General features: G+C 66.3%; 18 protein-coding genes. 13 read left to right on the forward strand and 5 right to left on the reverse strand.

Annotation, left to right across the window (positions count from 1 at the left end):
• Positions 1-48 precede the first annotated feature (48 nt).
• The 10 genes from BM397_RS02980 to BM397_RS03025 all read left to right on the forward strand — a co-directional run bounded on the left by BM397_RS02980 (position 49) and on the right by BM397_RS03025 (position 16324).
• Positions 49-1371, forward strand: coding sequence for a GH1 family beta-glucosidase (locus BM397_RS02980; RefSeq protein WP_092421568.1), 1323 nt, complete (start codon positions 49-51; stop codon positions 1369-1371).
• A 6-nt stretch (positions 1372-1377) separates the two neighbouring features.
• Entirely contained in the window at positions 1378-2337 is a 960-nt protein-coding gene (locus tag BM397_RS02985) for a glucokinase (protein ID WP_092421572.1), read from the forward strand.
• A 118-nt stretch (positions 2338-2455) separates the two neighbouring features.
• Positions 2456-4831, forward strand: a complete 2376-nt coding sequence (locus tag BM397_RS02990; RefSeq protein ID WP_092421575.1) for a glycogen/starch/alpha-glucan phosphorylase — start codon at positions 2456-2458, stop codon at positions 4829-4831.
• Between the two features lie 72 nt (positions 4832-4903).
• A complete protein-coding gene (gene glgB, locus BM397_RS02995) occupies positions 4904-7102 on the forward strand; it encodes a 1,4-alpha-glucan branching protein GlgB (RefSeq protein ID WP_092421578.1) in 2199 nt (732 codons plus the stop codon).
• Between the two features lie 62 nt (positions 7103-7164).
• Positions 7165-8427: a glucose-1-phosphate adenylyltransferase gene (glgC, locus tag BM397_RS03000; protein ID WP_092421580.1), complete on the forward strand. Its 1263-nt coding sequence runs from the start codon at positions 7165-7167 to the stop codon at positions 8425-8427.
• Positions 8424-9857, forward strand: a complete 1434-nt coding sequence (gene glgA / locus BM397_RS03005) for a glycogen synthase GlgA (protein WP_092421583.1) — start codon at positions 8424-8426, stop codon at positions 9855-9857. The genes glgC and glgA overlap by 4 nt, the downstream gene beginning before the upstream one ends.
• 7 nt (positions 9858-9864) lie before the next feature.
• Complete coding sequence (gene glgX / locus BM397_RS03010; protein WP_092421586.1) at positions 9865-11919, forward strand: glycogen debranching protein GlgX; 2055 nt, start codon at positions 9865-9867, stop codon at positions 11917-11919.
• Entirely contained in the window at positions 11919-13787 is a 1869-nt protein-coding gene (locus BM397_RS03015) for a 4-alpha-glucanotransferase (RefSeq protein ID WP_092421590.1), read from the forward strand. Before glgX ends, BM397_RS03015 begins: the two co-directional genes overlap by 1 nt.
• On the forward strand, positions 13784-15418 hold the full coding sequence (locus BM397_RS03020; protein ID WP_092421593.1) for an alpha-D-glucose phosphate-specific phosphoglucomutase: 1635 nt from the start codon (positions 13784-13786) through the stop codon (positions 15416-15418). Before BM397_RS03015 ends, BM397_RS03020 begins: the two co-directional genes overlap by 4 nt.
• A gap of 15 nt (positions 15419-15433) precedes the next feature.
• A complete protein-coding gene (locus BM397_RS03025; protein WP_092421596.1) occupies positions 15434-16324 on the forward strand; it encodes a DMT family transporter in 891 nt (296 codons plus the stop codon).
• A 16-nt stretch (positions 16325-16340) separates the two neighbouring features.
• Here the strand turns inward: BM397_RS03025 and BM397_RS03030 are convergent, their stop codons facing one another.
• Entirely contained in the window at positions 16341-17528 is a 1188-nt protein-coding gene (locus BM397_RS03030; RefSeq protein WP_176806523.1) for a mechanosensitive ion channel family protein, read from the reverse strand.
• Between the two features lie 248 nt (positions 17529-17776).
• On the opposite strand from BM397_RS03030, the gene eno reads away from it, so the two are divergent.
• Positions 17777-19054: a phosphopyruvate hydratase gene (gene eno / locus BM397_RS03035; RefSeq protein ID WP_092421599.1), complete on the forward strand. Its 1278-nt coding sequence runs from the start codon at positions 17777-17779 to the stop codon at positions 19052-19054.
• A gap of 238 nt (positions 19055-19292) precedes the next feature.
• Here eno and BM397_RS03040 read toward each other — a convergent pair whose 3' ends face one another.
• Together BM397_RS03040 and BM397_RS03045 are read right to left on the reverse strand one after the other, a co-directional pair.
• Entirely contained in the window at positions 19293-19715 is a 423-nt protein-coding gene (locus BM397_RS03040; protein WP_092421602.1) for a cell division protein ZapA, read from the reverse strand.
• Entirely contained in the window at positions 19715-20239 is a 525-nt protein-coding gene (locus tag BM397_RS03045) for a hypothetical protein (RefSeq protein ID WP_092421605.1), read from the reverse strand. Before BM397_RS03045 ends, BM397_RS03040 begins: the two co-directional genes overlap by 1 nt.
• Before the next feature lie 317 nt (positions 20240-20556).
• On the opposite strand from BM397_RS03045, the gene tkt reads away from it, so the two are divergent.
• On the forward strand, positions 20557-22575 hold the full coding sequence (tkt, locus tag BM397_RS03050; protein WP_092421608.1) for a transketolase: 2019 nt from the start codon (positions 20557-20559) through the stop codon (positions 22573-22575).
• Positions 22576-22686: 111 nt separating this feature from the next.
• Here the strand turns inward: tkt and BM397_RS03055 are convergent, their stop codons facing one another.
• Together BM397_RS03055 and BM397_RS03060 are read right to left on the reverse strand one after the other, a co-directional pair.
• Positions 22687-23313, reverse strand: coding sequence for a hypothetical protein (locus BM397_RS03055; protein WP_143015338.1), 627 nt, complete (start codon positions 23311-23313; stop codon positions 22687-22689).
• Positions 23314-23424: 111 nt separating this feature from the next.
• On the reverse strand, positions 23425-24393 hold the full coding sequence (locus tag BM397_RS03060; RefSeq protein ID WP_092421614.1) for a DUF808 domain-containing protein: 969 nt from the start codon (positions 24391-24393) through the stop codon (positions 23425-23427).
• 254 nt (positions 24394-24647) lie between these two features.
• On the opposite strand from BM397_RS03060, the gene gap reads away from it, so the two are divergent.
• Positions 24648-25649: a type I glyceraldehyde-3-phosphate dehydrogenase gene (gene gap, locus BM397_RS03065; protein ID WP_092421617.1), complete on the forward strand. Its 1002-nt coding sequence runs from the start codon at positions 24648-24650 to the stop codon at positions 25647-25649.
• Positions 25650-25671: the final 22 nt, after the last annotated feature.

Consider the following 25671-nt stretch of genomic DNA (forward strand, 5'->3'; position numbering starts at 1 on the left):
TCGACGGCCCACCCCCTCGCCTTTCCCTCGAATCGACAAGGACAAGCCATGCAGTTCACCCGCAAGGATTTTCCCGAGGATTTCCTCTTCGGCGTCGCCACCTCCAGCTACCAGATCGAAGGCCACGCCTTCGGCGGCGCGGGGCGCACCCATTGGGATGATTTCGCCGCCACCCCGGGCAACGTGGTGCGCGCCGAGAACGGCGACCGCGCCTGCGACCACTACCACCGCTTTGAGGCGGACCTCGACCTGGTGAAGGCGGCGGGGCTCGATGCCTACCGCTTCTCGACCAGCTGGGCGCGGGTGCTCCCCGAGGGGCGCGGCGCGGTGAACCAGGAGGGGCTCGACTTTTACGACCGGCTGACCGACGCCATGCTCGAGCGCGGGATCAAGCCTTGTGCCACGCTCTACCACTGGGAGCTGCCCTCGCCGCTCGCCGATCTCGGCGGCTGGCGCAACCGCGACGTGGCGCATTGGTTCGGCGATTTCACCGAGGTGCTGATGAAGCGGATCGGCGACCGGATGTATTCCGTGGCGCCAATCAACGAGCCCTGGTGCGTCGCCTGGCTGTCGCATTTCATGGGCTTTCACGCGCCCGGCCTGCGCGACATCCGCGCCACCGCCCGTGCCATGCATCACGTGCTGATTGCCCATGGCCGGGCCATCGAGGTCATGCGCGGGCTCGGGATGCAGAACCTCGGCGGCGTCTTCAACATGGAATGGGCCACGCCCGCAAACGACACGGACGACGCGCGCCATGCCGCCGAGCTCTACGACGGCATCTACAACCGTTGGTTTGCCGGCGGCGTGTTCAAGGGGGAATACCCGCAGATCGTGCTCGACGGGCTCGAGCCGCACATGCCGGCGAACTGGCAGGACGACTTCGGTCTCATCACGCAGAAGCTCGACTGGTGTGGTCTGAACTACTACACCCGCAAGGTGATCGCGCCGACCAAGGGGGCATGGCCCTCGCTGGAGGAGGTCGAGGGCCCGCTGCCCAAGACCTTCATGGACTGGGAGATCTACCCGCAGGGCCTGTCGCAGTTCCTGACGCGGCTCGCGACCGAATACACCGGCGACACTCCGCTCTACGTGACCGAGAACGGCATGGCCGCGCCCGACCCGCTGGTCGATGGCGGTGTGGACGATCAGGACCGCATCGCCTATCTCGATGATCACCTTGCAGAGGTGCGTCGTGCGATTGCGGGCGGCGCGCCGGTGAAAGGGTATTTCGCCTGGTCTCTGCTCGATAACTACGAATGGAGCCTCGGTTACGAAAAACGGTTCGGGCTCGTGCACGTGGACTTCGACACTCTTGAACGCACGCCCAAAGCCTCTTACCACGCGCTTATGAGAGCGCTAACGGAGTAAAGCATCATGAGCAGCGGCGGCACGGCAGTTCTGGCGGATATCGGCGGCACCAACACCCGGGTTGCGCTTTCCGAAGGCGGCAAGCTGATCGAGGGATCGGTGACGCGCTACCGCAACGCCGAGAACGATGGCATCGGCGCTGTTCTCAAGCACTACCTTGCCGAGAAGGGCACGAAGGTCGACGCGGCCTGCGTCGCCGTTGCCGGTCCGGTGCGCGACGGTGCGGGCCGGTTGACCAACATCGACTGGGAGATCGACCGACCGACGCTGGCGGAGGCCACCGGCGCCGAGACCATCTCGGTGCTCAACGACCTGCAGGCGCAGGGCCACGCGCTGGGTCATATCGCCGATGACTGCCTGACGGAGATCCTGCCGGGTCAGCCCGCCAGCCCGCAGGCGGCGCGGCTGGTCGTCGGCATCGGTACCGGAATGAACGCCGCCCCGGTGTTCAGGCTCGGCGATCGCACGCTGGTGCCGCCGTCCGAAGCCGGCCACGTGGCGATCCCGGTGCAGACCGACGACGAGATGCGCCTGCTGCGCTACATCGAACGCAAGCACCAGGGACCGAGCGTCGAGCACATCCTCTCGGGTCGCGGCTTCGAGAGGGTCTATGCCTGGCTCTGCGACGAGGACGGGACGGGTGAGCCGCTCGAGGCGCAGCAAATCATGGAAGCCGTTCAGGCCGGCACCGACGAGCGTGCCCTGCGGGCCATCGAGGTGTTCGTGCGGATGATGGGCCGGGTGTGCAGCAACCTCGCGCTGACCACCCTGCCCTTCGGCGGCATTTACCTGATCGGCGGCGTCGCCCGGCATTTCGGTCCCTACCTGACCACCGGTGCCTTCGAGCAGGCCTTCACCGACCGGGGTCGCTTTGCCGAGTTCATGACCCAGTTCCCGGTGAGCCTTGTGACCGACGATTATGCGGCGCTCACGGGTTGTGCCTGCCACTTGAGCGAATTGCCCTAAATCGCGGCGCAATGCGCAAGGCGGTTGCCTTTGCGTAACAAAAACTGTTCATCAATCGTGCAGACGCCCTAGGTCGACCGGCGCAACCCTTCGTCTTGTCCAAAGCGAGTGCCTTCCCATGACCCCTACCGCCTCCTTGCGCGAGTCCATCCTCCAGCACCTTCGCTATTCCTTCGGCAAGGATCCGGAACACGCAATCCTCGAAGATTGGCGCATGGCGCTGAGCTACGCCGTGCGCGACCGGATCACCGATGCCTGGATCGCCGCCACCGGCAAGACCTACGACTCGGGGGCGAAACGGGTCTACTACCTGTCGATGGAATTTCTCATCGGTCGGCTGCTCGAGGACGGTATCGTCAACCTCGAGCTGGTCGAGGAAGCCAAGGCCGTGCTGGAGGAATTCGGCAAGGATTACGGCACCGTGCTCTCCGACGAGCCCGACGCGGCGCTCGGCAACGGTGGTCTCGGTCGTCTCGCGGCCTGCTTCCTGGAAAGCCTGTCGACTATCGGCTGCCCGGCGCATGGCTACGGCATCCGCTACGAGCACGGGCTCTTCCGTCAGAGCTTCGTCGACGGGCGGCAGGTCGAGCAGCCCGAGCTCTGGCTCGAACAGCGCCACGCCTGGGAATTCGAACGGCCTGAGGTGCGCTATCGTATCGGCTTCGGCGGGCACGTCGACAAGCGCGGCGAAACCGTGCGCTGGTATCCCGGCGAGGTCGTGGAGGCCGAGGCCTTCGACACGCCGGTCGTCGGCTGGAAAGGACGCTGGGCCAATACGCTGCGGCTCTGGTCGGGCCGCGCGATTCACCCGTTCGATCTCGACCGCTTCAACCATGGCGACTTTGCAGGGGCCGCCCAGCCAGAGGCCTTGGCCCGCACGATCAGCCGCGTGCTCTACCCCGATGACACCACCGAACAGGGCAAGGAACTGCGGCTCAAGCAGGAATACTTCCTGACCGCCGCAGCCCTGCGCGACATCCTGCGCCGCTTCAACAACCAGTTCGGCGACCTGCGCAAGCTGCCGTCCAAAGTGGCGATCCAGCTCAACGACACCCACCCGGCCATCGCCGGGCCGGAGCTGATCCGCGTGCTGCACGACGAGCGAGGCCTCTCGTTCGAGGAGTCGATGGAGATCGCCCGAGGTTGCCTGAGCTACACCAACCACACGCTGCTGCCCGAGGCGCTGGAGACATGGGACGAAGCGCTCTTCGGCCGGCTCCTGCCGCGTCACATCGAGCTGATCGACCAGATCGACAGCACCCACGCCAAGCAGAACCCTTCGCGGCTGAACTCCATGCGCGCCGACCATCAGGTGAAGATGGGGCAGCTGAGTTTTGTCATGGCGCATCACGTCAACGGCGTCTCGGCGCTGCACACCGAGCTGATGAAGACCACCGTCTTCGAGGAATTGCACGGCTTGCACCCCGACCGCATCGTCAACGAGACCAACGGCGTCACCCCGCGTCGCTGGCTGCTCGGTTGCAACCCGCGCCTTGCCGGGCTGATCACCGAGTCGATCGGTGAGGATTGGGTGGATGACCTGGAACAGCTGACCAAGCTGGAGCCCTTCATCGAGGACACGGCCTGGCTCGACCGCTACGCGCAGGTCAAGCGCGACAACAAATCCGAGCTGTCGAACTGGATGGCACAGGCGCACGGGCTGCATGTCGATCCCGAGATGCTCTTCGATGTGCAGATCAAGCGATTGCACGAGTACAAGCGCCAGCACCTCAACATCCTCGAGACCATCGCCCACTGGGCCGAGATCCGCGACAACCCCAATGCCGACTGGACGCCGCGCCTGAAGCTCTTCGGGGGCAAGGCTGCGCCGGGCTATTTCTTCGCCAAGGACATCATCCGGCTGATCAACGACGCCGCCGCGGTGATCAATGCCGACCCGGTGACCGCGCCCTATCTCAAGATCGCTTTCCTGCCGAACTACAACGTCAGCCTCGCCGAGCGGATGATCCCCGCCGCGGATCTCTCGGAGCAGATCTCGACCGCGGGCAAGGAAGCCTCGGGCACCGGCAACATGAAGTTCGCGCTGAATGGCGCACCCACCGTCGGCACGCTCGACGGCGCCAACGTCGAGATCCGCGAGCATGTGGGGGCCGAGAACTTCTTCCTCTTCGGCATGACCGCCGAGGAGGTGATGGAGCGCCGCAAGATCGAGGGCCACGCCTGGAAGGCGGTGCAGGCCGACCCACGCCTCAAGCGGGCGCTCGACCTGATCCGCGACGGCAGGTTTTCGCCGGGCGAGCCGGACCGCTATCACGGCATCACCGGCAACCTCGAAGGCGCGGATTACTTCCTCGTCTGCTCGGATTTCACCGATTACTGGCGCGCGCAGCGCGAGGTGGACACGGCCTTCAAGGACACGCGGGCCTGGGCGAAGATGGCCGCCCTCAACACCGCCCGCTCGGGCTGGTTCTCGTCGGACAGGACCATCCGGGGCTACATGCACGACATCTGGGGTGCCGAAAGTCTTCTTTGATCTGCCAAGACTTTCAGGCACCTGAATGTCTCAGATCATTGCCAGAGGCGCGGAAGCAGCTACAGTCATTGCATGAGCCACGCGTCCCCCCCCTCTGAGTCTGCCCTGCTGCGGCTGCTGCGGGGCCAGCATGACGACCCGTTCGCGGTGCTGGGCCCGCATGAGCACGAGGGGCAGAGATACGTCACTGCCTATGATCCCGGCGCGGACCGGATGTGGGCGCGCGTCAAGGGCGTCCGCCATCCATTGGAAGCGACCAAAGTCCCCGGCTTCTTCCACGGCCCGGTGCCCGGAGACGTCGCTTACACGCTGGAGGGCGAGGATCACGGCGAGGATGGCGAGCCGCATCGCTTCGAGAAGGAAGACCCCTACCGCTTCGGCCCGGTGCTCGGCGAGATCGACGAATACCTGCTGGGCGAAGGCAGCCACCGGCGGCTCTGGGAGGCGCTCGGCGCGCATGTGATGGAGCACGAGGGCGCGCAGGGCACGCATTTCGCTGTCTGGGCACCCAATGCCAAGCGCGTTTCGGTGGTTGGCGACTTCAACTGGTGGGACGGGCTTCGGCATCCCATGCGGCGGCGCGGCAATACCGGTGTCTGGGAAATCTTCATTCCCGGCGTTGGCGACGGCGCCTTCTACCGCTACGAGATCGTCGGCCCCGACGGCACCGTGCAGCCGCGCAAGGCCGATCCCATGGGCTTCGGCTCGGAACATCCGCCCGCCAATGCTTCGATCGTGCGCGACATCTCGGGCTACGGATGGTCCGATCAGGACTGGATCGAGACCCGCGCCGAGGCACAGAGCCGCTCTGCCCCGATCTCGATCTACGAGGTGCACCTGCCCTCTTGGCGGCGCAAGGATTGGGGGCGTCCCATCTCCTACGTCGAGGCCGCCGAGGAGCTGATCGACTACGTGTGCGAGATGGGCTTCACCCATATCGAGCTGCTGCCGGTCAGCGAGTATCCGTTCGACGGCTCCTGGGGTTATCAGCCGATCGGCATGTTTGCCCCGACCATCCGCCACGGGCTGCCGCATGAGTTCCGCGACCTGGTAAACGCCGCGCATGAGGCCGGGATCGGGGTGATCCTCGACTGGGTGCCCGGCCATTTCCCCAGCGACGCGCACGGCCTCGGGCGCTTTGATGGCACCGCGCTCTACGAGCACGCCGATCCCAAGGAAGGCTTCCACCACGACTGGAACACGCTGATCTACAACTACGGCCGCGCCGAGGTGGCCAATTACCTGACCGCCAATGCGCTCTACTGGCTCGAGGAATACCATGCCGACGGGCTGCGGGTGGATGCGGTGGCCTCGATGCTCTACCGCGATTACTCGCGCCCAGAGGGCGAATGGGTGCCGAACAAGGACGGCGGGCGCGAGAACTACGAGGCGATCTCGATGCTGCGCCGGATGAACACCGAGTGCTACGGCCAGCATCCAGGTATCATGACCGTGGCCGAGGAAAGCACCGCCTACCCGGGTGTCTCCTCGCCGGTCGACCAGGGCGGGCTCGGCTTCGGGTTCAAGTGGAACATGGGCTGGATGAACGACACGCTCGAATACATCCGCAAGGATCCGATCTACCGCAGCTACCATCACCACCAGATGACCTTCGGGCTGGTCTACGCCTTCTCCGAGAATTTCATCCTGCCGATCAGCCATGACGAGGTGGTGCACGGCAAGGGCTCGATGCTGGGCAAGATGCCGGGCAACGAATGGGAGAAGTTCGCCAACCTGCGCGCCTACTACGGCTTCATGTGGGGCCACCCGGGCAAGAAGCTTCTGTTCATGGGACAGGAGTTCGCACAGGCCCACGAGTGGAACCACGACGCCGAGATCGACTGGGGCTGCCTCGATGATCCGAGCCACGCCGGGATGCAGCGGCTGATCCGCGATCTCAACACGCTCTACTTCGAGACGCCCGCGCTGCACCAGAAGGACGCCGAAGAAGGCGGTTTTGCATGGATCGCCGGAGGCGACACCGACAACTCGGTCTTCTCGTGGATCCGGCGCGGCCGCTTGGACGAACCCGAGGTCGCGGTGATCTGCAACTTCACGCCCTCGGAACAGCCGAGCTATCGCATCGGCCTGCCCGACACTGGCGTCTGGCGCGAGGCGCTGAACACCGACGCGGGCATCTATGGCGGTGGCAATCGCGGGAATTTCGGCCGTGTCATCGCCGACGACGAGTCCTGCCATGGCTACCCTGCCTCGGCCGAGCTCTTCCTGCCGCCGCTTTCGGCGATCTTCCTCGTCCGCGAGGAAAGCTGATCCATTCATACGCGTGTCACGGCTCTGCCCGACACATAAAAATTGATTAAAGGAGGAGACGAATGCCCCGACGTTCCCAGAGGCTCGCGAGCCGCAGCATGGCCTTCGTGCTTGCGGGAGGCCGTGGCTCGCGACTGCACGAGTTGACTAATTTCCGGGTGAAACCGGCCGTCTATTTCGGCGGCAAGGCGCGGATCATCGACTTTGCCCTGTCCAACGCGCTCAATTCCGGCATCCGCAAGATCGCGCTGGCGACCCAGTACAAGGCGCACAGCCTGATCCGTCATTGCCAGCGCGGCTGGAACTTCTTCCGTGCCGAGCGCAACGAGTTCCTCGACATCCTGCCCGCCTCGCAACGCTACAACGAGCAGACGTGGTATCGCGGCACGGTGGATGCGGTGGCGCAGAACATCGACATCATCGACAGCTACGACATCGACTACATCGTCATCCTCGCCGGCGACCATATCTACAAGATGGACTACGAGGAGATGCTGCAGCAGCACGTCGACAGCGGCGCTCAGGTGACCGTCGGCTGCCTGACGGTGGACCGCCACGAGGCCAGCGCCTTCGGCTGCATGGCGGTGAACGAGAGCGACCGGATCACCTCCTTCCTCGAAAAGCCCAAGGATCCGCCCGGCCTGCCCGACGATCCCGAGAAGACGCTGGTCAGCATGGGCATCTACGTCTTCGACTGGCAATACCTGCGCGGCAAGCTGATGGAGGATCTGGGCTCCGAAAGCTCCACGCATGATTTCGGCAACGACATGATCCCCGAAATCGTCGCCGCCGGCGGCGCGCAGGCGCACCGTTTCGAGGACAGCTGCGTGCGCGAGGCCGGCAAGCCGGCCTACTGGCGCGACGTCGGCACGGTGGACGCCTTCTGGCGGGCCAACATCGATCTGACCAACTTCGATCCCGAGCTCGATCTCTGGGACACCGACTGGCCGATCTGGACCTACGGCGAGGTTGTGCCCCCGGCGAAGTTCATCCACGACGAGGAAGACCGCCGCGGCTCGGCCGTCAGCTCGTTGATCGCCGGCGGCTGCATCATCTCCGGCACGGAGATCCGCGAGTCGCTGCTGTTCACCAAAGTTCACACGAATTCATATGCATCGCTCGAACGTGTGGTACTTCTGCCGAATGTCTATGTCTCCAGGCATGCACGTCTGACAAATGCGGTGGTCAATCGAGGGGTGCATATCCCCGAGGGGCTTGTGGTCGGCGAGGATCCGGAGGAAGACGCTAAGTGGTTCCGTGTCACGCCCGGCGGCGTGACGCTGATCACGCAAGGAATGCTCGACCGGAGGGAAGCCGCCAAATGACTCGTGTCCTGTCTGTCGCCTCGGAATGTGTGCCGCTGATCAAGACTGGAGGGCTTGCCGATGTGGTCGGCGCCCTGCCCGGCGCGCTGGCGGTGCACGGGGTCGACATGCGGGTTCTTCTGCCGGGCTATCGGCAGGTCATCGATAAGCTTGCCGCGCCGACGGTCGCGGCCGAATACGGCGATCTCTTCGGCGGCCCGGCGCGGGTGCTGAAGGCGCCGCTGGGTGACGCCAAGAGCAAGCAGGTGCTCTACGTGCTCGAGGCACCACATCTCTTCGATCGCGATGGCGGCCCCTACATGGACCCGAAGGGCAACGACTGGCGCGACAACCCCGAGCGCTTTGCCGCGCTCTCCTCGGTGGCCGCGATGATCGGTGCCGACGGGATCGAGGACTGGCACCCGCAAATCCTGCACTGCCACGACTGGCAGGCCGGTTTCGCGCCGCTCTACCTGCGCGAGCTCGGTGCGGCGGGACGGGTCTCGACGCTGATGACCATCCACAACATCGCCTTCCAGGGCATGGCCTCGGCCTCGCGCATCGGCACGCTCGGCCTGCCGCGCACGGGCTTCCACCAGCGCGGTTACGAGTTCTGGGACAGCGTCTCGGCGCTGAAAGCCGGTCTGGTCTATTCCGACAAGCTCTCGACCGTGTCGCCCACCTATGCCTCCGAGCTGATGACCAAGGAATTCGGCATGGGGCTCGACGGGGTGCTGCGCGAACGTCAGGAAGACATGGTCGGCATCCTCAACGGCATCGACGAGGCGCTCTGGACGCCGCCCTACAAGACCATCGCCGAGAAGGCCAAGCACAAGGCCGCGCTGCGCAAGGAACTGGACCTGCCGGACGACTGGCCCGGCCCGCTCTGCGTGGTGATCTCGCGGCTGACCGAACAGAAGGGCCTCGACATCCTGATGCAGGCGCTGCCGGCTCTGCTCGACCGTGGCGGCCAACTGGCGCTGCTCGGCTCGGGCAACCCGGGGCTCGAGGAGGCTTTTCAGCGCAAGGCGCAGAAACACCCCGGCGTCGCCGTGCGCATCGGCTACGACGAGGACCTCGCGCAGCGGCTGATGGCCGGGGGCGATGCGATTCTCGTGCCGTCGCGCTTCGAGCCCTGCGGTCTTACCCAGCTCTACGGCCTGCGCTACGGCACCCTGCCACTTGTGGCGCTCACGGGCGGCCTGGCGGACACGGTGATCAACGCATCGCCTGCAGGATTGGCAGCGGGCTGTGCAACCGGCCTGCAATTCCACCCTGTCAGCGCGCAGGCACTGGCCCAGGCGATGATGCGGCTTATAACTCTGTACCAGGACAAGGAAACCTGGACGCGCATGATGACCAATGCCATGGCCTCGCCGGTCAGCTGGACCCATTCGGCGGCGAAATACGCGGCGCTCTACCAGGATATGGTGAAGGCCAAACAGCCATGAGGCATAGATGAGCGAGCCGGTCATCCTCGCGGGATCCGCGACTCCGCTCGGCGCGACCTTCGACGGCGATGGCGTGAACTTCGCGGTGTTTTCCGCCCATGCCGAGGCCGTCACGCTCTGTCTCTTCGACGAGGATGGCACGGAAACCTATCGGCTCCCCCTGCCCGAACGCGACGGCGACGTCTGGCACGGGCGGGTGCCCGGGCTGACCCCGGGCCAGCACTACGGCTTCCGCGTCGACGGCCCTTTCCAGCCGAAGCAGGGCCACCGCTTCAATCCGCACAAGCTGCTGCTCGACCCCTACGCCCGGCGCATCACCGGCCATCCCGTGTGGAACGACGCGCTCTACGGCGGCCTCGAGACCCGCAACACCGCCGACAGCGCGCCCTACATGCCCAAGGCCGTGGTGGTCGACGCCAGCTTTGACTGGGGCGGCACGCAGCCCCCCGAAACCCGGCTGGCGAAGAGCGTCATCTACGAGGCGCATGTGAAGGGGCTGACCCAGCGCTTTCCCGGCGCCGAGCATCCGGGCAAGTTCCTCGGCATCGCCTCGGATCCGGTGCTGGACTACCTGACCGACCTCGGCATCACCGCCATCGAGCTGCTGCCGGTGCACGCCTTCCTCAACGACAGGTTCCTCGTCGACAAGGGGCTCAAGAACTACTGGGGTTACCAGACGCTGGGCTTCTTCGCCCCCGACCCGCGCTATCTCGACCAGGGCGCGCTCTGGGAATTCCAGCACATGGTCGCGCGGCTGCACGCAGCCGGGATCGAGGTGATCCTCGACGTGGTGTACAACCACAGCTGCGAGGGCGACGAGCACGGGCCGACGCTCAGCTTCCGGGGGCTCGACAACCTCAGCTACTATCGCCTGCCGGAAGACAAGCGCGGCTACATCAACGACACCGGCACCGGCAACACTCTCAACATCGACCACCCGATGGTGCTGCGCATGGTGATGGACAGCCTGCGCTACTGGGCCACCACCATGGGCGTCGACGGCTTCCGTTTCGACCTGTGCTCGACGCTCGGCCGTACGCCGCAGGGCTTCGACCGCAACTCCGCCTTCTTCAAGGCGCTGCGGCAGGACCCTGTGCTGGCCGCCAAGAAGCTGATCGCCGAGCCCTGGGATATCGGCCCGGGCGGCTACCAGCTTGGCGGCTATCCTCCGCCATTCAGCGAGTGGAACGACCAGTATCGCGACGGCGTACGGCGCTTCTGGCGCGGCGATCTGGGGCATGTGCCGGTGATGGCCGACCGGATCACCGGCTCGGCCGGGCTGTTCGATCACTCGGGCCGAAATGCCACCGCTTCGGTCAACCTGCTCACCGCCCATGACGGCTTCACCCTGATGGACGTGGTCTCCTACAACCATCGCCACAATGAGGCCAATGGCGAGAACAACCGAGACGGCCACGGCGAAAACCATTCGGATAACATGGGCGTCGAAGGCCCGACCGAAGATCAGGCGATACTCGAGGCCCGCGCCCTGCGCCGCCGCAACCTGATGGCGACGCTGCTGATGAGCCAGGGCACGCCGATGATCCTCGCGGGCGACGAGATCGGCAACTCCCAGAGTGGCAACAACAACGCCTACGCGCAGGACAACGAGACCGGCTGGATCGACTGGGACAGCCGCGACGCCGAGTTCCATGCCTTCACCCGAAAGCTGATCGCCTTCCGCAAGGCGCACCCTATCCTGCGCCAGCGCCGCTACCTGCACTCGCGCCCGCGCCGGGTCGACGGGGTGCCGGATCTCTTCTGGTGGCGGCCTGACGGCCAGCAGATGACCCGGGCCGACTGGACCAACGGCCATCTCAAAGTGCTCTGCGCCGAGTTCCGCATGGCCTCGGGCACGCCGCTCTACAAGCAGCGCGAAGAGGCGATCTACATCGCGCTGAACGCCGGCGATGAGGTCGAGCTGACCCTTCCCGAGCCCGGCGAGGGCTTTGGCTGGGTCCGCCACATCGACACCGCCGATCCCGGGGCCGAACCCCTGCGGCTTGGCGGCACGGTGACCCTGGCGGCGAACTCGGTGCTGCTGCTTGGAGAGGAGGCCTGATGAGCGATCTCGACACCCGCGCCGCACAGGCCGGCATTCTGGGCGACTACCGCGACCTCTACGGCCATTGGCACGCCACGCCGCCCGAGACCAAAGCCGCGCTGCTGTCGGCCATGGGGCTTGATGCGGCCGACACGCAGCCCGCGCGCCAGCTTCCGAAGTGGCACGTCTGCACCCACGCCGAGCCGCCCGGTCTGGGTGTGCCGGGCGAGTGGCAGATCACGCTCGAGGACGGGCGCGGGATCGAGGGCACCGGCCGCCTGCCCGCCCTGCCCATGGGACGGCACAGGCTCGAGGCGCAGGGCGAGACCTGCTGGCTGCTCAGCGCCCCACCGCGCCTGCCGCTGCCGGAGCGCGACTGGGGCCTTATGGTGCCGCTCGCTTGCCTGCGGCCAGAGGGCGTGGGCGGCATCGGCGCCTTTGACGACCTGGCGGTCATCGCAGAGGGCGCGGCGGCGCAGGGCGCCGGCTTTCTCGGGATCAACCCGATCCACGCGGGCTTCCACGTGGCCGACCCCGGCGGCTTCAGCCCCTATACCCCCTCGCACCGCCGCCGCCTGTCGCCGCTCTACCTGCCCACCGCCACTTCGGTCAAACCCGGCCCGCTGGTGGATTTCGCCGCCGAGACCCCGGCCCGGCTTGCCGCGCTGGAAGCCGAGTTCCACAACGCGCGCCCCGGCCCCGGCTTCGACAGCTGGCTGCGCACCGAGGGCGAGGAGCTGCGGCGCTTCGCGCTGCATCAGGCGCTGTCGGAAAAGCTCGGGGCCTATTGGGACAGCTGGGACCCCGCCTACCGTGACCCGGAAAGCCCGCAGGTGGCACAAGCGGCCCGCGATCTTGCCGACCGGCTGCGTTTTCACGCCTGGCTGCAATACGCCGCCGAGGGTGCGGTCGCCGCGACCCAGCGCCGGGCCTTGGATGCTGGCATGCGCCACGGGCTTTACCTCGACCTCGCCGTCGGCACCCATCCGCATGGCGCAGAGACCTGGACCGACCGCAGCAGTTTTGCCACCGGTGCCAGCCTTGGCGCGCCGCCCGATGCTTTCGCGCCGCAGGGGCAGAATTGGCACCTCGCCCCGTTCAACCCTGTGGCGCTGGAGGCGACGGGTTTCGAGGCCCTTGCCCTCACCCTGCGGCAGCAACTGCGGTTCTGCGGCATGCTGCGGATCGACCACATCATCGGCTTCGAGCGCGCCTACTGGGTGCCCGAGGGCGGCGAGCTTCCCGGCGCCTACGTGCAGATGCCGCGCGAGGCGATGTTCGCCGTGGCTCGGATCGAGGCCGCACGCTGCGGTGGGGTGATCATCGGCGAGGATCTCGGAGTGATCCCCGACGGCCTCCACGCGGCGATGGACGAGAGCGGCCTTCTCGGCTGCCGCCTCGCCTGCTTCGAGCACCGCGGCGATCCGCCCGAGTTCAAACGCCCCGAGGATTACGACGAGGCGGTGATCGCCAGCTTCACCACGCACGATCTGCCCACCTGGAAAGGCTGGCGCGCCGGGCGCGAGATCGACACCCGGGTCGAGATCGGCCTCACCCCGCCCGACCACGCCGAGGGGATGCGCGGATGGCGCGGGCGCGAGATCGCCGGCTTTGACTGGCTCAGCGGCCAGTTCCGCGGCGACCTTGCCCCGGAGGCGCCTGAGGCTATGTTCCACATGCTTGCCGCCACCCGTTCGCGGCTGGTCGCCGTGCAGGTCGAGGACCTGCTGGACAGCGACGTGCAGCCCAACCTTCCGGGCACTGTCTCGGAATATCCCAACTGGCGCCAGCGCCTGCCTATCGGTCCGCAAGAGATTGCAAACACACCCGTTCTTGCCAATGCCGCCCGGATCATGGAAGCATCCGGGCGAAGGAGACAGACATGACGCATATCCGTACCGTTCCCACCGAGCCGATCGAGGGCCAGAAACCGGGCACGTCCGGCCTGCGCAAGAAGACAACCGTCTTCCAGAGCCACCACTACCTCGAGAATTTCATTCAAAGCATCTGGAACGGCATCGGCGGCGTCGAGGGCAAGACCCTCGTGCTCGGCGGTGACGGACGTCATTTCAACTCCCAGGCCGCGCAGGTCGTGCTGCGCATGGCCGCGGCCAGCGGCGCGAAGAAGGTGATCGTCGGCGAGCGCGCCCTGCTCTCGACCCCCGCCGCGTCGAACCTGATCCGCAAGCGCGGTGCCGACGGCGGCATCATCCTGTCGGCCAGCCACAACCCGGGCGGCCCCGAGGGGGACTTCGGCGTGAAATACAACGCCGGCAACGGCGGCCCGGCTCCCGAAGGCATCACCGACAAGATCTTCGAGGCCACCAAGACGATCACCGAATTCCGCATCCTCGACAGTCAAGACGTGGGTCTTGCGGGCACCGGCACGGTGATGCTCGGCGACATGGAGATCGAGATCGTCGATCCGGTTGCCGATTACGCCGAGCTGATGAAGGAAATCTTCGACTTCGACGCCATCCATGCGCTGTTCCGCTCCGGCTTCACCATGCGCTTCGACGCCATGCACGCGGTGACCGGCCCCTACGCGCGGATGATCCTCGAAGAGGAACTGGGCGCCGGCCCCGGCACGGTGATCAACGCCATCCCGCTTCCCGACTTCGGCAAGGGCCATCCGGATCCCAACCCGATCTGGGCCAAGACGCTGATGGACGAGATGATGGGCGACCATGCGCCGGACTTCGGTGCGGCCTCGGATGGTGACGGCGACCGCAACATGATCGTCGGCAAGCATTGCTACGTGACCCCCTCGGACAGCCTCGCGGTTCTGGCCGCCAATGCCACGCTGGTCCCGGCCTATGCGGAGGGCCTGAAGGGCGTCGCGCGCTCCATGCCCACCTCGGGCGCGGTGGACCGGGTGGCAGAGGGCCTCGGCATCGACTGCTACGCCACGCCCACCGGCTGGAAGTTCTTCGGCAACCTGCTCGACGCGGGCCGCGCCACGCTCTGCGGCGAGGAAAGCGCCGGCACCGGCTCTGACCACGTGCGCGAGAAGGACGGGCTCTGGGCCGTGCTCTTCTGGCTCAACGTGCTGGCCAGGAAGCAGTGCTTGGTCGCCGAGCTGATGGACGCCCATTGGAAGGAATATGGCCGCAACTACTACTCGCGCCATGACTACGAGGGTGTCGACAGCGAGGCGGCAAACGGGCTGATGGACCACGTGCGCGAGCAGCTCGGCGTACTGCCGGGCAATGAGGTCGCGGGGATGAAGGTCACCTCGGCAGAAGAGTTCGCCTACGACGATCCGGTCGACGGCTCGCGCGCCGAGAAGCAGGGCCTGCAGATCGGCTTCGAGGGCGGCTCCCGCCTCGTGCTGCGCCTGTCGGGCACCGGCACCGAGGGCGCCACGCTGCGCGTCTACCTCGAGAAGGTCGAGACCGACCCCGCCAAGTTCGCGCTCGATCCGCAGGTCGCGCTGGCGCCGGTGATCGCCGCGGCCGAGGCCATTGCGGGCATCAAGACACGCACCGGACGCGACGCGCCCGACGTCATTACCTGATCGGAAGACAAGACAATGGATACCCTTCGCGCCATCGCCCTGATGGTGCTTGGCATGGCGTTGCTGGCTCTCAGCGACGCCTTCATCAAGCTGTCGACGCTGCAGGCGCCTTCCGGCCAGGTCATGATGGCCATCGGACTCGGCGGCTGCATCGTCTTCCTCATTCTCGCGAAGCTCAAGAAACTGCCGTTGCGCCGCGCCGACGCGCTGCATCCCCGGGTGCTCCTGCGCAACCTCTTCGAGATGGTCGGCGGGCTGGGCATGATCATCGGGCTGACCTACATCCCGCTCTCGGTCATGGCGGCAATCATGCAGACCGCGCCGCTGGCGGTGACGCTGGGCGCCGCACTCTTTCTGGGGGAAAGCGTCGGCTGGCGCCGCTGGTCGGCGATCGGCGTGGGCCTCGTCGGCATGCTGATGGTGATCCGCCCCTTCGGCACGGAATTCACCGGCTGGGAAATCTTTGCCGTGGTCGGTGTGATCGGTCTCGCCGCACGGGATCTGGTAACCCGCACCCTGCCCGCCGCGATCCCCTCGGTGGCGGTCTCGGCCTGGGGCATGGTTTCCATCGCGCCGGTCGGCCTTGCGCTGCTTCTCATGTCGGGCCGCGCGCCGGTCTTCACCGGCGCCGCAATCCTGCCCATGGCGGCGGCCGTTGCGGTGACCGCGGGTGGCTACCTCGCAGTGACCAACGCCATGCGCATGGCCGAGGTCGCGGCGGTCTCGCCCTTCCGCTACACCCGGCTGATCTTCACCGCGAGCCTCGGCATGTTGATCTTCGGCGAACGCCCCGACGGCTGGACCTATGCGGGGGCCACGCTGATCCTCGCCGCCGGTCTCTACACATTCGTCCGCGAGCACCGGCTGGCCCGGGCGCAGCAGCGGGACGTGAACCGGGGGCTCTGAGCCCCCGGTATCCGCCTTACCCGCCGACGACCTCGATCCCCGGCGCGGTGACGCTGTTCGCCGCATCCACCGAGACCGTCTCGCGGGTCCGTGGCAGCGCCTCGGGCATCTCGCGCTGGATCCAGGTAATCAGCTTCTCGCGGATTTCGCAGCGCAGGTCGTAGGTGCGCGGCGCATTGCGGGCCGAGGCGAGGATGCGGATCTCCATCACCCGCTCGCGGAAGTCGTTCACCTGCAGGTGGCAGACATTGCCGTCCCAGAGTTCGCTCTCGCGGCAGATCTCGTTCATCTTGTCACGGATGCGGCCGATGTCGGCGCAATGGTCGAGATAGAGCAGCACCCCGCCGATCAGCGAGGACCCATCGCGCGTCCAGTTCTGGAACGGCTGCTCGATGAAATAGCTCAAGGGCACGATCAGCCGCCGCCAGTCCCAGATCTTGATTACCACGTAAGTCCCTGTAATCTCTTCGATCCAGCCCCATTCGCCCTCGACGATCACCGCGTCGTCGATGCGGATCGGCTGGGTGATCGCCAGCTGGATGCCGGCGATCAGGTTCTTCAGCACTGGCTGGAAGGCAAAGCCGACAACGATGCCCGCAGCCCCCGCGGAAGCCAGAAGCGACACCCCCCATTGCCGCACGCCCGGGAAGGTCATCAGGATCGCCGAGATCGTGACGATGAGGATCAGCCAGCCTGTCAGCCGCACGAGGATCCGGCTCTGGGTCACGTGCTTGCGGGCAAGGAAATTGTCTTCGGCGTCGAGCGAGAACTTGCGCAGCCTCACCGTCGTCCAGATGTTCAGCGCCGTGTGCACCACCCAGGCCACGAGGATGATGAAGGCGATCAGCAGCGCGTGCTGCGCAAGATCGCGCCAGACCGCATCCAACGGCGCCACTGCCACGCCGATCGCCAGGAAGAACACCACCAGCCCCATGCGCAGCGGCCTTCGTGTGCGCGACACGAGGCTGCGCCAAAAGAGATCGCGCTTCGCCACCAGCCGGGTCAGGATCCCGAACACCAGCCGGAAGGCCAGCACCCCGATCAGAAAGGCCAATCCCAGCACCGCCGCGGGCATCACCCAGCCCGGCAGCACCGGGATTATCGCCTCCACCGTCTCGGAAAAATCCGCCACCTGTTGCTCGAGCTGGTCCAGCTCGGAAATCTCGGCCACCTGCTGGCCGATCTCGCTCAGTTCTTCTTCCATGCACCATGTCCGCGCGGTGCCGTCCTCCCCCCGGCACCCTTGCGCGGCCTTTCCTGCTGTCCATTGCCTGTGCGTCTGCAGAAAAAACCTAGGGGGCATTTCCGGCAGGGCAAAAAACTATGCTGCACGAACATGTGGTTGTTAGCGCAACCCCATGGGAACAGGCACTGTTAGCGTTACCGTGATTATTTACTTCTGCCCCGCCCCTGCTATAGCTCGTCGCGAACCCATTCCTTTGCGAGGGACCCATGAGCATCATCATCGACATTCACGCCCGCGAGATCCTCGACAGCCGCGGCAACCCCACCGTCGAAGTCGACGTCACGCTGGAAGACGGCACCATGGGCCGCGCCGCGGTGCCCTCGGGCGCCTCGACCGGCGTGCACGAGGCCGTCGAGAAGCGTGACGGCGACAAGTCGCGCTACATGGGCAAGGGCGTGCTCGAGGCCGTGGCGGCGGTGAACGGCGAGATCGCCGAGACCATCGTCGGCTTCGACGCCACCGAGCAGCAGGCCATCGACATGGCGATGATCGAGCTCGACGGCACCGACAACAAGGGCCGGCTCGGCGCCAATGCCATCCTCGGCGTGTCGCTGGCGGTGGCCAAGGCGGCGGCGGACTTCACCGGCCAGCCCCTCTATCGCTACGTCGGCGGCACCTCGGCCCGCGTCCTGCCGGTTCCGATGATGAACATCATCAACGGCGGCGAGCATGCCGACAACCCGATCGACATCCAGGAATTCATGATCATGCCGGTCTCGGCGGCAAACATCCGCGAAGCCGTGCGCATGGGCTCCGAGGTGTTCCACACGCTGAAGAAGGAGCTTTCGGCGGCGGGCATGTCCACCGGTCTCGGCGACGAGGGCGGCTTTGCCCCCGAGCTCGGCGGCACTCGCGAGGCGCTGGACTTCATCCTCAAGTCGATCGAGAAGGCCGGCTACAAGCCCGGTGAGGACATCTACCTCGCGCTCGACTGCGCCTCGACCGAATACTTCAAGGACGGCAAATACGAGATGAAGGGCGAAGGCCTCTCGCTCACCTCCGCCGAGAACGTCGACTACCTCGCCAAGCTCTGCGACGACTACCCGATCATCTCCATCGAGGACGGCTGCGCCGAGGATGACTGGGAAGGCTGGAAGCTGCTCACCGACAAGCTCGGCGCATCGGTGCAGCTGGTCGGCGACGATCTTTTCGTCACCAACCCCGAACGCCTCGCCATGGGCATCGAGCAGGGCGTGGCCAACTCGATGCTGGTGAAGGTCAACCAGATCGGCTCGCTGTCGGAAACGCTGAAGGCCGTCGATATGGCCCACCGCGCGCGCTACACCAACGTAATGTCGCACCGCTCGGGCGAAACCGAGGACGCCACCATCGCCGACCTCGCCGTCGCCACCAACTGCGGTCAGATCAAGACCGGCTCGCTGGCCCGCTCGGACCGGCTCGCCAAGTACAACCAGCTGATCCGCATCGAGGAGATGCTCGACGAAGCCGCGGAATACGCCGGCCGCTCGATCCTCAAGCGCTGAGCTTCGCACGTTGGAAGAAAGAAGGGCGGGGAATTCCCCGCCCTTTTTGCTTGTCCCGCTTTCCCGTTCGGAGCGACGCGCTCGCTCGCGCTTCTTCTCTTCCGAAATACGCACGGCGTGGCCGCGCCACGCGGGATACGCCCGAGAGGGGCGCAAGTCCCAACACCTGCGGAACGGGGGCTCTGCCCCCAGAGGCGCCACGCGCCTCTCCCCCGGGATAGTTTCGTCTCGACGAAGCTCAGGAGGTCGCCTTCTCCTCGACCGCCTCGGCGAGCGCTTCCGCACGGGCCGCAAGCTCGGCCATGGCCTCGGTGAGGCTGCGAGGGATCACCGGCACCTCGACCCGCTCGGCCTCGGGCGGCGGCGCGTCGCGCAGCGCGCGCAGCTCGGCGCCCATGGTGGCGATGCGCTCCTCGGCCTCGCGCAGCCGGTCCTCGGTCTCACGCAGCCGATCCTCGAGGCCAGCCGTCTTGTCGGCCAGCATGAGGCCCGACATCAGCAGCATCCGCGCCTCGGGCATGCGGCCGATCTGGCCGACCAGCACCTGCGCCTCGGTGTCCAGCATGCGGGCCGCGGCCTGCAGGTACTGTTCTTCGCCTTCCTGGCAGGCCACTTCGAAACTGCGGCCGCCGATGAGGATTTCAACTTCGATCTGCGACATCACAGGTCCTCCGCCTTGGTGGCCGCGGCAAGCACCGGCGTGAGCCCGGCCAGCAGCGCCTGCGCCTCTGCCTCCTCGACGCCGCGCGCGGCGCGCAGCGACTCGAGCTCGGCCAGCATGGCCTGGTTGATCAGATGCGGCTCGCCGAGCCCCGCCTCGAGGGCTTCGCGCATCTCGGCCTGCGAGCGCATCAGCGCCGCGTTGGCCTGGCGCAGCCTCTGCAATTCGCCGTCAAGGGCCGCCATCGCCCCGCGCTGCGCATCCAGTTGTCCGGCCAGGGCGACGCTCTCGGCGCTGGCCTCCGGCGTGCCCTCGATCTGCGCGTGCAGCTTGCGCACCCGCTCCTCGAGCTGGGCATTGGCCATGCGCTCTTCGTCCAGTGCGCCGCGCAGCGCGGCGATATCGCCGACCGCCGCGGCCTCGGTGTCCGCGTCCGGCTGCGGCGATCCCAGCGCCTCGACCCCTGTCGAGATGCGGTCGAGCGCGCGCGTGATCCTGGAGTGCAACTCGTCGATCTGGCTCATCCTGCGTCCCTTGTTCCTTGCCTCTTGCCGAGTGTCTTTGTTCCCAGCGTCTTTCGGAGCGACTTTGCGGCATGGCCCGCAGCCGCCCGCATCCGGGTGTCGCCGACCTATACCATCGTCTCCGGGAAGGCGAATCAAAGCGCCCCGGTTCGGCAAAAGGATAACAAGCGGATCGGGAAAATGCTCGCCATATGTTCCAAGGCCTTACGGCCCGTGCTTCATCCTTGGCGCACAGGCGGAAGGCCGCCGCGCTTGAACTTATCGGCAGCGCTGCTATTGAGCCGACTGAAAGGCTTCCGGCAAGAGGACAAAGCCCCGTGGACATTTCTGAACTTCGCGCCAAGAACCCCGACCACTGGACCCGCGCCTGCGCCATCCGCGCGCTGACGCTGGATGCGGTCACGGCTGCAAACTCCGGTCACTCCGGCATGCCCATCGGCATGGCCGACGTGGCCACCGTGCTTTACTCCAAGCACCTGAAATTCGACGCCAAGAACCCGAAGTGGGCGGACCGCGACCGGTTCATCCTCTCGGCTGGCCACGGCTCGATGCTGCTCTACTCGCTGCTCTATCTTGCAGGCGACGAGCAGATCACCCTCGATGAGGTGAAGAACTTCCGCCAGTGGGGCGCCCGCACCGCCGGCCACCCGGAGAACTTCCACGCGGACGCCATCGAGACCACCACAGGTCCGCTCGGCCAGGGCATCGCCACCGCGGTCGGCTTCGCCATGGGCGAAGAGATCCTGCGCGCGCGCTTCGGCAAGAAGGTCGTGGATCACCACACCTATGTCATCGCCGGCGACGGCTGCCTGATGGAAGGCGTGAGCCAGGAGGCGATCACCCTCGCCGGTCGCTACGGCCTCGGCAAGCTGATCGTTTTCTGGGACAACAACGGCATCACCATCGACGGCAAGGTCGAACTGTCCGACAAGACCGACCAGGTGACCCGCTTCCGCTCCGCAGGCTGGGAAGTCATCGAGATCGACGGTCACGACCCCGAGGCGATCGACGCGGCCATCACGGCAGCGAAGAAGAGCGCCGAGCCGACGATGATCGCCTGCAAGACGCATATCGCCCTCGGCCACGCCGCGCAGGACACCTCGAAGGGTCACGGCGCGCTGACCAACGCCGAGCAGAATGCTGAGGCCAAGCAGAACTGGGGCTGGACCACCGGTCCGTTTGAAGTGCCGGCAGATGTGAAAAGCTGGTGGGAAGAGGTCGGCAGCCGCGGTGCCGCCGATCGCGCTGAATGGGAAGAGCGCTTCGCCGCCCTTTCCGACAGCCGCCAGAAAGAATTCACCCGCCAGCAGGACGGCGATGCGCCGAAGAAGCTCTCGGCGGTGATCCGCGCGCTGAAGAAGCAGATCAGCGAAGAAGGCCCGAAGGTCGCCACGCGCAAGAGCTCGGAGATGGTCCTCGAGGTGGTCAACCCGATCATGCCCGAGACCGTCGGCGGCTCGGCCGACCTCACCGGCTCGAACAACACCAAGACCGGTGACCTCGGTGTCTTCGACGTGGACAGCCGCAAGGGCCGCTACGTCTATTGGGGCATCCGCGAGCACGGCATGGCCGCGGCGATGAACGGCATGGCGCTGCACGGCGGTCTGCGCCCCTACGGCGGCACCTTCATGGCCTTCACCGACTACGCCCGTCCGTCGATGCGCCTGGCCGCGCTGATGCAGATCCCGACGGTCTTCGTGATGACCCACGATTCCATCGGCCTCGGCGAGGACGGTCCGACGCACCAGCCGGTCGAGCATCTGGCGATCAGCCGCGCGACGCCGAACACGCTGGTGTTCCGCCCTGCCGACACCGTCGAGACTGCGGAAGCCTGGGAAGTCGCGCTGACGCAGAAGGGCACGCCGTCGGTGCTGTCGCTGACCCGTCAGAACCTGCCGACCGTGCGCCGTGAGCACAAGACGAACAACCTCACCTCGAAGGGCGCCTACGTGCTCGCCGAGGCCGAGGGCAAGCGTCAGGCGATCATCATCGCTACCGGCTCCGAGGTCGAGATCGCGCTGGCCGCACGCGACGCGCTACAGGCCGAGGGCATCGGCACCCGCGTCGTCTCCATGCCCTGCATGGAACTCTTCGCGCAGCAGGACGAAGCCTACCGCAAGCGCGTGCTGCCCGCCGGCCCCGTGCGCGTCGGTGTCGAGGCCGCAACCCGCCTCGGCGGCTGGGATCGCTGGCTGCTCGGTGAGCGTGGCCGCGAGGCCAAGCAGGCCTTCGTCGGCATGGACAGCTTCGGCGCCTCGGCCCCGGCGGAGGTGCTCTACGAGAAGTTCGGCATCACCGCGGAGAACGTGGTGGCCAAGGTCAAGGGCCTGCTCTGAGACACGGGCTGGCAGAGGGGGCGCTGCCCCCTCGCCCTTCGGGCTCACCCCCGGCGTATTTTCAAAGAGAAGAATGACGAAGGGCGCCTCTCGCGGGGCGCCCTTTTCGCGTCAGAAGGCGGCGAGGCAGATGGTCTCGTGGAGGCAGCGCAGCTCCAGCTGGGGCGTGATCCGGCGCGGCGCGATGTCGCCGTTCACGCAGCTGGCGGAGATTCCGAGCGGCGCGCTGCCGGGCAGCGGCGCGCCGGGGCCGAAGCTGAAGGACTGATCGAGCGCGGCGGAGCACCCCTCAGCCTCCGGCGCATTCCGACAGGCTTCGGGGAGGCTTTCGAACCAGTTTTGGCACTGGCCTATCGCCGCCGAGACGTCGAAGCTCAGCAGGCGTGCGACGCCATCGACATAGTGCCGGCCGACGGCGAAATCCTGGGCCGCCGTGCCGCCGGGGCCGGTGATGCGGATCTGCGCCATGCCCGCGTCGCAGCGGGCGGTCGCGGTCCAGTCCTGGGTGAGCGCCTCCTGCAGCGCCGCCGCATCGGGCTGACGCAAAGCCCCGTTCCCTTGCGCGTCCATCCCGATGCAGACCCAAGCCGAGGCTGCCTCTGCCGGGGGCACCAGCACCACGTAGCTGCGATCGGTAAGGAAGGATTCGTCGATCAGCGGGCCTTGTGCCGCAAGAGCGGTCGGGATCAGCGCAGCCATGAACAGCGCCGCAAGCGTCGGGAACGGGTGAAGGGCCATCGCGTGCTCCGGAAAGACCGCGGCGCGGCCCATGGGGCGGGCGACACCTCGTTCAGCCTAACACGCTCCGAGCGCCACGGGCAGCGCGGCGGCGGGCGGAGCGGCTCCGGTTTAATGCTGTGCCTGCTTTTTGCCCCCGAAGAGCGGCATCACCAGCTTGGTGACGATCGGCACGAGGATCATCCCCCAGATCACCCCGAGGATGCCGTCGCAGGCCGCCGTGACGATCCACAGGATGGCGGGTTGCAGCTCTTCGGACACCATGTGAGCGGCGGCCTCGGCGACGTGGTGGATCGCCTCTTCCGGCAGGTGCCAGCCCATCTGCGCCAGCGAATGCACGAGGATCGAGCCGCCGACCCAGAGCATGGCCACGGTGCCGACCGTCGACAGAAGCCACATGACAACCGGCATCGCCTTGACGATGCCGCGCCCCAGCGCTCGCGTGGCCCCCAGCTTGCCCACCTGCGTCAGCCACAGGCCGATGTCGTCCATCTTCACGATCAGCGCCACGGCGCCATAGACCAGCGCGGTGATGCCGACGCCCACGAGCCCCAGCGCAACCGCCTTGATCCAGATCTCCGTGACCTCGATGGCGGAGAGCGAGATGGTCATGATCTCGGCCGAGAGGATGAAGTCGGTCTTGATCGCCCCTTTCACCTTCTGTTCCTCGAGGTGCATGGGGTCGCCCTTTTCCACCTGCTTCTCCGGCGCTGTCTTCTCATGGCCGGGCCGCAGCACGTGCAGCACCTTCTCGGCGCCCTCGAAACACAGGAAAGAGCCGCCGGCGATCAGCAGCGGCGGCAGCATCCAGGGTGCGAAGGCCGAGAGCAGAAGCGCGAGAGGCAGCAGGATCACCACCTTGTTGAAGACCGAGCTGCGCGCGATCCGCCAGATGATCGGCAGTTCGCGCTTGGCCTCGAAGCCGTGCAGGTATTTCGGTGTGACCGCCGCGTCGTCGATGACCACGCCCGCGGCCTTCGAGCCGGCCTTGGCGGCGCTTGCCGAGATGTCGTCGACCGAGGCCGCCGCCACCTTGGCGATTCCCGCCACGTCGTCGAGAAGCGCGAGAAGTCCGCTCATGTCCGTCTCCGTCTGGTTCTGTCTTGTTTCGGCGCAAGGTAATCCGGCCGCCGCGTTGCGCAAGTCCGCAAGCTGCCGTCGGGGCATTGCACAAGGTTATACGCTATCAGGGAGTCATGTTAGCGCCCGCAGCATGGTTTATCGCTAACATATTGCAATTCCTCTACTTTTCGCGTTGCCGCTCTGGCACACCTATGTATACGGAAAGCCAAGTTCCCATCCCAACGACTTCATCCTGACCAGGAGACCGCTCCATGACCGTGACCGTCGGCATCAATGGATTCGGCCGCATTGGCCGCTGCACCCTCGCCCATATCGCCGAGAGCGCACGCAACGACGTGCAGGTGGTGAAGATCAACGCCACCGGCCCGCTCGAGACCGCCGCCCACCTGCTGCGCTATGACAGCGTGCATGGCCGTTTCGGCGGTGAGGTCCGCGTCAGCGGCTCCAGCATGGACATCGGCCGCGGCCCGATGGAAGTGATGTCGACCTACGACATGAAAGAGCTCGACTGGACCGGCTGCGACGTCGTGCTGGAATGCACCGGCAACTTCAACGACGGCGACAAGGCCGTGCAGCACATCCACCAGGGCGCCAAGTCCGTTCTGATCTCGGCCCCGGCCAAGAACGTGCAGAAAACCATCGTCTACGGCGTCAACCACCGCGAGCTGGAAAAGGGTCACACGATGATCTCCAACGGCTCGTGCACCACCAACGCGCTGGCCCCGCTGGCCAAGGTGCTCGACGAGGCCATCGGCATCGAGAGCGGCATCATGACCACGATCCACTCCTACACCGGTGACCAGCCAACGCTGGATCGCCGCCACAAGGACCTTTACCGCGCCCGCGCCGCCGCCATGGCGATGATCCCGACCTCCACCGGCGCTGCCAAGGCGCTCGGCGAGGTGCTGCCGAACCTGCGCGGCAAGCTCGACGGCTCGTCGATCCGCGTGCCGACGCCGAACGTTTCTGCCGTGGACCTGACCTTCCAGGCCGGCAAGGACGTGACCGTGGACGACGTCAACGAGATCATCCGCGAGGCCGCCGCTGGCCGCATGGGCTCGGTTCTGGCCTATGATCCCGAACCGAAGGTCTCGATCGACTTCAACCACACCACGCACAGCTCGATCTTCGCGCCGGACCAGACCAAGGTCATCGGCCGCACCGTGCGCGTGCTGGCCTGGTACGACAACGAGTGGGGCTTCTCCGCGCGCATGGCGGACGTGGCCGCCGAGCTGGGCCGTACCCTGCACTGATCGCAGCCGATCATCGGATAGG

Source organism: Alloyangia pacifica, from assembly GCF_900116195.1.
Classification (GTDB): Bacteria; Pseudomonadota; Alphaproteobacteria; order Rhodobacterales; family Rhodobacteraceae; genus Salipiger; species Salipiger pacificus.